7 protein-coding genes are annotated in these 7,529 nt (G+C 50.6%); all 7 read right to left on the bottom strand.

Going from position 1 to position 7,529, the window contains the following annotated elements:
• Window positions 1-871: 2-hydroxyacid dehydrogenase (locus tag ACJAZW_RS09440; protein WP_415157402.1), on the bottom strand; the 871-nt coding region annotated here is incomplete at its 3' end.
• Window positions 868-1,800 (bottom strand): AEC family transporter, encoded by a 933-nt coding sequence (locus ACJAZW_RS09435; RefSeq protein WP_415157400.1) that lies wholly within the window; start codon window positions 1,798-1,800, stop codon window positions 868-870. The genes ACJAZW_RS09435 and ACJAZW_RS09440, both read right to left, overlap by 4 nt.
• A 112-nt stretch (window positions 1,801-1,912) precedes the next feature.
• Window positions 1,913-3,361, bottom strand: coding sequence for a M81 family metallopeptidase (locus ACJAZW_RS09430; RefSeq protein WP_415157398.1), 1,449 nt, complete (start codon window positions 3,359-3,361; stop codon window positions 1,913-1,915).
• A gap of 12 nt (window positions 3,362-3,373) precedes the next feature.
• Entirely contained in the window at window positions 3,374-5,290 is a 1,917-nt protein-coding gene (locus ACJAZW_RS09425) for a beta-N-acetylhexosaminidase (protein WP_415157396.1), read from the bottom strand.
• Window positions 5,291-5,348: 58 nt separating this feature from the next.
• The gene (locus tag ACJAZW_RS09420; protein WP_415157394.1) at window positions 5,349-6,128 is read right to left on the bottom strand and encodes an SDR family oxidoreductase; all 780 of its coding nucleotides are present in this window, start codon (window positions 6,126-6,128) and stop codon (window positions 5,349-5,351) included.
• Between the two features lie 20 nt (window positions 6,129-6,148).
• Window positions 6,149-7,015 (bottom strand): MurR/RpiR family transcriptional regulator, encoded by an 867-nt coding sequence (locus ACJAZW_RS09415; protein WP_415157392.1) that lies wholly within the window; start codon window positions 7,013-7,015, stop codon window positions 6,149-6,151.
• A 2-nt stretch (window positions 7,016-7,017) separates the two neighbouring features.
• The gene (locus ACJAZW_RS09410) at window positions 7,018-7,422 is read right to left on the bottom strand and encodes a RidA family protein (protein WP_415157390.1); all 405 of its coding nucleotides are present in this window, start codon (window positions 7,420-7,422) and stop codon (window positions 7,018-7,020) included.
• Between the last annotated feature and the right edge of the window lie 107 nt (window positions 7,423-7,529).

Genomic DNA, 7,529 nt, shown 5'->3' with positions numbered 1-7,529 from the left:
CCTGAGAGCTCATCTGAGCGCGGGTTTGGCGTGTGGCGCTGCCATTGTGTGGTGATAGAATGACATTATCTAGCGTACGCAAAGATTGGGGAATTTCTGGCTCGCCATCAAACACATCAAGCGCTGCGCCGCGTATCCCACCGTTTACTAACATCTCGATCAATGCTGTTTGGTCCACCATATAACCCCGCGCGATATTGACGAATGAACCCGTTGGTCCGAGCGCTTCAAGCACGTCGCGCGTGATTATGCGTTTTGTCCCCTCACCTCCGGGTGCGATAACGACCAACCAGTCAACGGCTTTCGCCATTTCAATCAGATTATCGAAATAGTGATAGGGCTGATCTTTTTGATGGGTGCGGCCATGATAGGACACTTCCATATCGAATGCCGTCAGCCGGATCGCAACTGCTTTGCCGATACGACCAAGCCCCAAAATACCTACGCGCGCGCTTGCTAATTGAGCAGTCAAAGAAACAGCGCCTTCCTTTGCCCAATGGCCTGATTTTACGTATTGATGATATGCGGGAATGTTGCGCGCCAATGACACCATCAGCCCAACAGTAAGTTCCGCCACAGCCGCATTTAGGCGGTTGGGGGTATTGGTTACCCTGATGCCCCGTGCGTGCGCGGCTTCAATATCCACATTGTCGTAACCCACACCATAATTGGCGATGATCTCGAGGTTCGGCATTTGAGATATCAGGTCAGCATCAATTTTACCGCCGCTCATTCCAACGATTTTACTCCCATGCTCCAACAAGAAGGCACCGCGATTGTCGGCTTCATAGAGTTTGAAAAGTTCAAACTTTTTATCCAGCATTTCAAGGCAATCATCGGGCACCCGCCCCGCAAGTAGAATTTTTTTCATGAAAGGAACCACAGCCAAAACGAAATTGAAAAAACGCTCACCAATGTGGACAGCAACACGGTCGAAGTCGCCACGTCGAGCGCACGATTGTAATAGGTCGCAAAAATATAGGCGTTGATGCCCGACGGCATTGCTGCCAACAGGACAACGACGCGTGAAATTTCGTGTGGCACACCCAGTATTGGCACCAAGATTATCCACGCCAACAAGGGTTGCATGACGGTTTTAATTGCCGACATGGCGGCTGCCGGAAGCACCGCTTTTTTGATGGAATACTGCGTTAAGGCCGCGCCCAAACCGAACAGCGCTGTGGGCAGAACGGCGGCGACCAGCATTATGGTCGCGTCGTCAAGAATTTTGGGCAATGACAGCCCGCTTAAATTCAAAACAACCCCACATGCAATGCCTATAAGCAGTGGGTTTGTTGCAATGCGTTTCAGCGCATCAAAAACCGCAACACCAAGCGGTCGGCCATCGCGGCGCGACAATTCCATGGTCATCATGCCGATAGTCATCAAGCTTGGCGCGTGGAAACCGATGATCAAAAAGATAATTGGTAAAGCTTCAACGCCATAAGCGCGTTGCACAATGGGAATACCAAGCAACACCGTGTTGGTGAACCAGCCGGAAAAACCAACCGAAACCGCTTCGCCGGGGCTGTATTTGAATATACTTCGCGCCAACACGATGCCCAACACAAAACCAGCCAAGCCCGCAACATAAAAGGGCGCTATGATTTTTGGGTCAAGTGCCGTTGCGAAATCGAGCGTCAACATAGCGCGGAAGAGCAACATTGGCGCGGCAAAATTGTTGGTGAAAGCAATCAGTGCGCTAATACCACCGCTCGGGAAAGCCTTCAGTTTTACAGCCAAATAGCCGATGAGGACGATCACGAAAACCGGGGCAATCACGTCGATCACAAAATACATATTGCGAATAAGCTCTCTGGTTTTTCAGTGAAAAGGCGCACCGAATTGCCAAAACGGGAAAGGAACAATTCAAAGCTTAAGCTGGCAATTCCATATCGTCAATTGGTCAAACCTATTTCTGTGCACGCGCTGAAAACTGGCAACGCGGCTCGAATGCACATTCGGTTTGGAACGGAAAGGTTGGGTTTGGCCGGTTTTGATTTTCCAGTGTGGTGATGTCTTGATTAACAGCGCCATCGGTCAAAGCCATCAAGTTTGGATTTGCAATAGCTGCCATGCCCGCCGAAATATACCCACATTTGATGACAACTAACCGTTCTTTTGCCAAATCAACGCCCAGCGGTTCTACATTTTCAGGGTCGTGGAAAGTATAGCGGCGATCCGAGATGATGAGGCGCAAACCGTTGCAATTCAACAAAGCGACTTTATTGCCGCGTTTGTTATCTGTTGCCAGTTTTTCGATCCGCACATGACCATGCCAGGGTTTTGACCGTGTTGGATCAAGGGTCGCGCCTAGCCAAATATCGGTGAACACACCCTCGCCAAGTTTGAAACATTGCTGGACAGCGGGCGCATCGGCAATTCCGATAATCAGCGCGTCTCGGATATTGTTGTCCGTGCAATATTTCAACACACAGGCACGGTCGCCCACACCGCCGCCCCCCGGGTTATCCCCCGAATCCGTAAGCACCACAGGCGCTGTTTCGCAATTCTGCGCGATGGACATCATTTCTTCCAAAGTGCCGGTGGTCGGGCCGAATTTGAAGTCGTTGCGCGCATCAAAATAGCTTTGTGCGAGTTTTTCAACTTCAGACTTCATGTTCGAGCGGTTGGTCCCTGTGATCACCGCTGCCGCATTGGCCCGCTGCACATCGGCCCACACATATCCAACCATTAATGATGCGTCGGTGATGCCGTCAACTTTGTCGATTTCACCGAGCTGACCATAAAGAGACTTTGCAGGCTCATCGATGGTGCTCGTGCGCTCACCGGGCAAAAGGACGGGAATAGGCACCCAGCCAACAATTGGGCGTTCTCCGGTTTCTATGACCTTGATGAGGTTGTTGAGCGCGCGCTCCATGGTTTCTAGTGTATCGATGTGCGGCGCGTGGCGGAATGCGGTGAACAGGTCTATCTGGTCGATTATTCTTTGGCTCAGATTGCCGTGCAGATCGAATGACACAGAAATGGGACAGTTTGGCCCAACACATTTTCGCGCAGCCTCGATCCAATCACCTTCAGCATCGTCCATGCCGTCCACATGCACGGCGCCGTGCATGGCCAAATACAGCCCGTCAATTGGGGCCTCGCCAAGTGCCAGTTCGAGTTTCATCAAAAATTCTGTTTTGAATTGATCATAAGTCGTACGGCTAACCGCACCACCCGGGGTTGAGCGCGCATGCAATAGCGGCACGATCGTCGCGGACGAGTGTGGTAAAAAGCTAAAGAAATCAGAGATCATCAAGTCGTCGCCACGCAGCACTTTGAAGTCTTCTGTCTTTTGCAGCACATCTGTGTATGTGCTGCACTCAGTATGTAAACCGCCTACGGCAATGCGCATGAACCTGTTCCCCTAAAGGCGCGGCAAGTAACGCGATTGCGCCGCAAAGCGCAGCCAATTTTTGTTTTCTGGCTTGGTCCACCCCGCTTCTGCAATAGCGCTGAGACGTGGGAATACCATGTGATTAAACAACTCGCGTGTAATCAAATGCTCCGACCAAATACATGCCTGAACGCCTTTTAGACGATCAAGATGCTCGTCAGGGAAATCGCCCGCTGCTTCGTACTCATATGTTGTATGTGGTGAAGCAGTTCCCGCCCAGCTCGCGCCCGGCTCCTGCCACTCTTCGGACTGCGCCATATCAAGATAGTAAGCTTGGCCCGGAGTCATCACCACATCATAACCTTCTTCAGCCAAGGCAATGCCGATTTCTGGTTTTTGCCAAGCAAACAACAGCGTGCCGCCTTCTTTGTCGATACCGCCACCGTGAGAAACCTCATCCCACCCGGCAACGATTTTTCCCTTTTTCTTGATCATTTTTTGGACCTTGCCCAAAAAATGCGCTTGGACTTGCATGGTGCCGTTCAAACGCTCGTCGTTCATCAGTCTTTCGACTGCCGGGGATTCCATCCATGAATTTTCGTCCACTTCATCGCCACCAACATGGATAAACTTTGACGGGAACAGATCGGCTATCTCTTCGACTACAGTTTCAATAAACTTGTAGGTTTGCGGCAGCCCTGGGTTAATCGCGTTGTTGGGATAACCTTGGATGGAGCGATAGCTTTCTTGTGGTTCGTCCGGGTCTCTGAGCTCTGGGTATGCCGCCAAAACGGCCGTGCAGTGACCCGGTATATCCAACTCTGGCACAATCTCAACGTTCAGGCTTTGACCATGGGTGATCAATTGTTTGATTTGGTCTTGGGTGTAAAAGCCACCATAAGATTCATGACCGGAACCCAATTGTGCTGGCATGGCTTCGTTTGCGCCGCGTTTGGCACCAGCGTTTGTGAGTTCCGGATAGCCCTTGATCTCAACGCGCCAGCCTTCGTCATCGCTTAGATGCCAATGCAGCACGTTCATTTTGTTCCACGCCAGAATGTCAACGAAGCGCTTTACGCTTTCATACGGGTAGAACTGTCGCGAAACGTCCAAGTGTGAACCCCGCCAGCCAAAACGCGGTGCGTCATCGATCACACCAACCGCTGGGAACTGAAACTTGCCCGGGTCAGCTTTTGGTCCATTGATGATTTGGGCAAGCGAAATCAGGCCATTGATCAATGCTTTTGGTGAGCCATATTGCATGGTCACACCGGCGGCGGCAAATGACAGCTTGTAGCCCTCTTCGGACAGACTATGATTGTGCGTTAGGCTCAGTGAAAGCCCGCCTGGCACGTCAATGAGCGAAAATGGATTGGCCAAATCTGTGAACAAACGATCGCTAAGAGCATTGACATTATTGGCGGCAGATTTTTCGTCACATGTGCTGTTGGCAACGACAAACGCCACTGGGGCTTTTGCGAACTGGGCAATAGAAATCGTGTTTGGCCAAGGTGAAAGTGAAAGTGGCAATTCCAATTTACCTTCAGGCACCAAAACGCCTGCTATCTTGCTTGGCCGCCCTTCGAGCGCCATATCGCCAGTGGTTACCGCAAGGTGAGAGCCGTCTTTGAGCGTTAAATATGCGCTCTTTGGACCATCATTGCGATGTTTGGGAATGTGGGTGAGTTTTTCAAGTTCAAACGTCCAGCTTGCGCCCGGCGCAAGTACAAAGCCAGCCTCAGGATCAAACTCATGGAAGTTGGCAAAACGGCGGATGAAGTTGGCGTTGATCGCCACCAGTTCTTTGGAGACACGCAAAAGCGAGGTATAGGCCAAACGGAATTCGCTGATCGGCTGATCAGACAAGTTTGTCAGCGTAAGGATCATTGATCCATTTGTGGGATCGGTTTCACGCCAAATGGCGTCAAGACGGAACTGTGATGTCATTTTATAAACTTCTCTTACGGGCGTATTTGATTGTGAACGTTTGTTTTTATCTCTGATCTTAAAAGTCAGATGATTGTGAAAATGTGCCTGCTAACTCGGATTGGCCAGCGGTCAAGCCACAATCAACGGGCAAGCATATTCCTGTGATGGCATTTGCTTTGCTGCTGGTCAGAAAACTCACCGCATTTGCGATATCTTGTGGGTCGGCAACACGTTGCAACGGATACCATCGTTTTGCCTCTTCAAAGACTTCTGGATTCTGTTCGGCGCGCGCGTTCCAAGCGGTGGTGCGCACTGTGCCCGGCGCAACAGCGTTGATCCGCATGCCAAACTTGCCGTATTCCACTGCGGCAAACCGGGTGAAGTGAACAATTGCTGCCTTCATGGCGCTGTAACCAGGGTGGCCATAGACACCAAAACCATTGACCGATGCAATGTTGATGACCACGCCCTGATTGGCTTTAAACTGGTTTTCGAGCGTTTTGAAACACGCCACAGCGCCCTTAAGATTGATGTCAAAATCACGCTGCCAATTTTCAACTGTGCTCGCTTGCAAGGAAGCTGCGGTGATGGCCCCAACATTATTGACCAGCACCTTTGGCACGCCCAAATCTAGTGCCGCTGCGCGCATTTTTTCCTGATCCACAGCGCTTAGAATATCGCAGTGGAGAGCGTGACACTTGCCGCCATTGGACGCAATTTGCGCAGTGGTTTCTGCGTTCAACTTGTCGTCAATATCGACACAGAGCACCGCAAGGCCATCTGAGGCCAACTGAAGCGAAATCGCTCGACCGATATCGCCGCCTGCGCCTGTGACAATTGCTACCTGTTCACTCACAATCAATTCCTACTTTCATTCTAATCGCCCAGGGGTTGAGAATCATCGCCGTCGCGGAACGTCACCAATTGGCGTTTAATCCTACGCAGCGGCTCAATGGCTAGGTCTTTGCGCTTGATCGCAACCAAGTGCGCAACAATGTCGACAGCGGCCAAGAAAGCAAACCTTGCAGATGATGGGCGCAAAACATCAACGCCTTCTTGCAGATCAATTCCAATATTGGTGGTTGCCGTTTGCGCGACCAAACTGTTTGGTTTGGTGAGCGTGATGACCGTAGCGCCATAGCCGGATGCGACTTCCAAGGCGCGAACGAGCTCGCGGTTGCGCCCAGATATCGACAACCCAATGACCACATCATTTTGTGATACGGTTGAGGCGGTCATCAGTTGCATGGAATGGTCGTTTGATGAAGACGTACGCAGCCCCAAACGGAACAATCGGTTTTGAATTTCACCTGCGAACAGCGATGAGTTTCCACCCGAACCAAATGCATAGACCATGTCAGCTTTGGCTATGGCCACCGCTGCTGCTTCAATCGCCGCCATGTCCAAGTTATCGTGCAAGGAATGCAAAACAGATTGGGCGCGGGTGAGAATCGTCTCAACAACTTCTTGCGCATTGGTGGCGTTGGATTGCGGTTCTTCATAGCGCTGTCCAATAAACGCACTTTGCGCCAGCCGAACTTTAAATTCGGAAAAACTTTGGCACCCTAGCCGACGACAAAAGCGCGTAACGGTCGGCGGCGACACTTCGGCACGGGCAGCAAGCTCAATAATGGATGCATTTACGGCAAACGGGCGATCATCAAAAATGATCCCTGCAATACGTTGCTCAGAGCGCGAGAGCCCATCCATTTCCTGCTGCATTATGCCTAAAATATCGACCATAATTATTTGTTAGCCCGTGACTTTCGTGTTGGATCGAAAGCTATGCAATCAACTTCAACCTTACAGTCAACCATTAGAGACGATTGTACACAGGCTCGTGCGGGCGGGTGCTCACCGAAATAGCCTTTGTAGACGCCATTGAATGACCAAAAATCGCGCGGATCATCTAGCCAGACACCAATGCGCACAATGTGCTCTGTGCCGTAACCAGCTTCATCGAGAATCGCCAAGAGGTTTTTGATGGCCACATGAGTTTGCTCAACGATATTGCCACCAATCACTTCACCGTCTACCATAGGAACTTGGCCAGACACATGCAGCCAACCATCGGCTTCAACTGCACGGGCAAATGGAAGATTTTGGCCGCCTGCGCCATTTTTTTCAGCCCCATATCTGATGATCGCCATTTCCGTACTCCAGCAAATTTATGTAAATAATTTTCTTGTTGATTGACATATCAACAGAATTAGGCGAGTTTTTCTATAGAAAAAACATAAAAAATGAAAATAATTTG

The organism is Maritalea sp., from assembly GCF_047634455.1.
Taxonomy (GTDB): domain Bacteria; phylum Pseudomonadota; class Alphaproteobacteria; order Rhizobiales; family Devosiaceae; genus Maritalea.
Note: the sequence above shows the minus strand (reverse complement) of the source record. Positions and strands in the feature narration are given on the sequence as shown.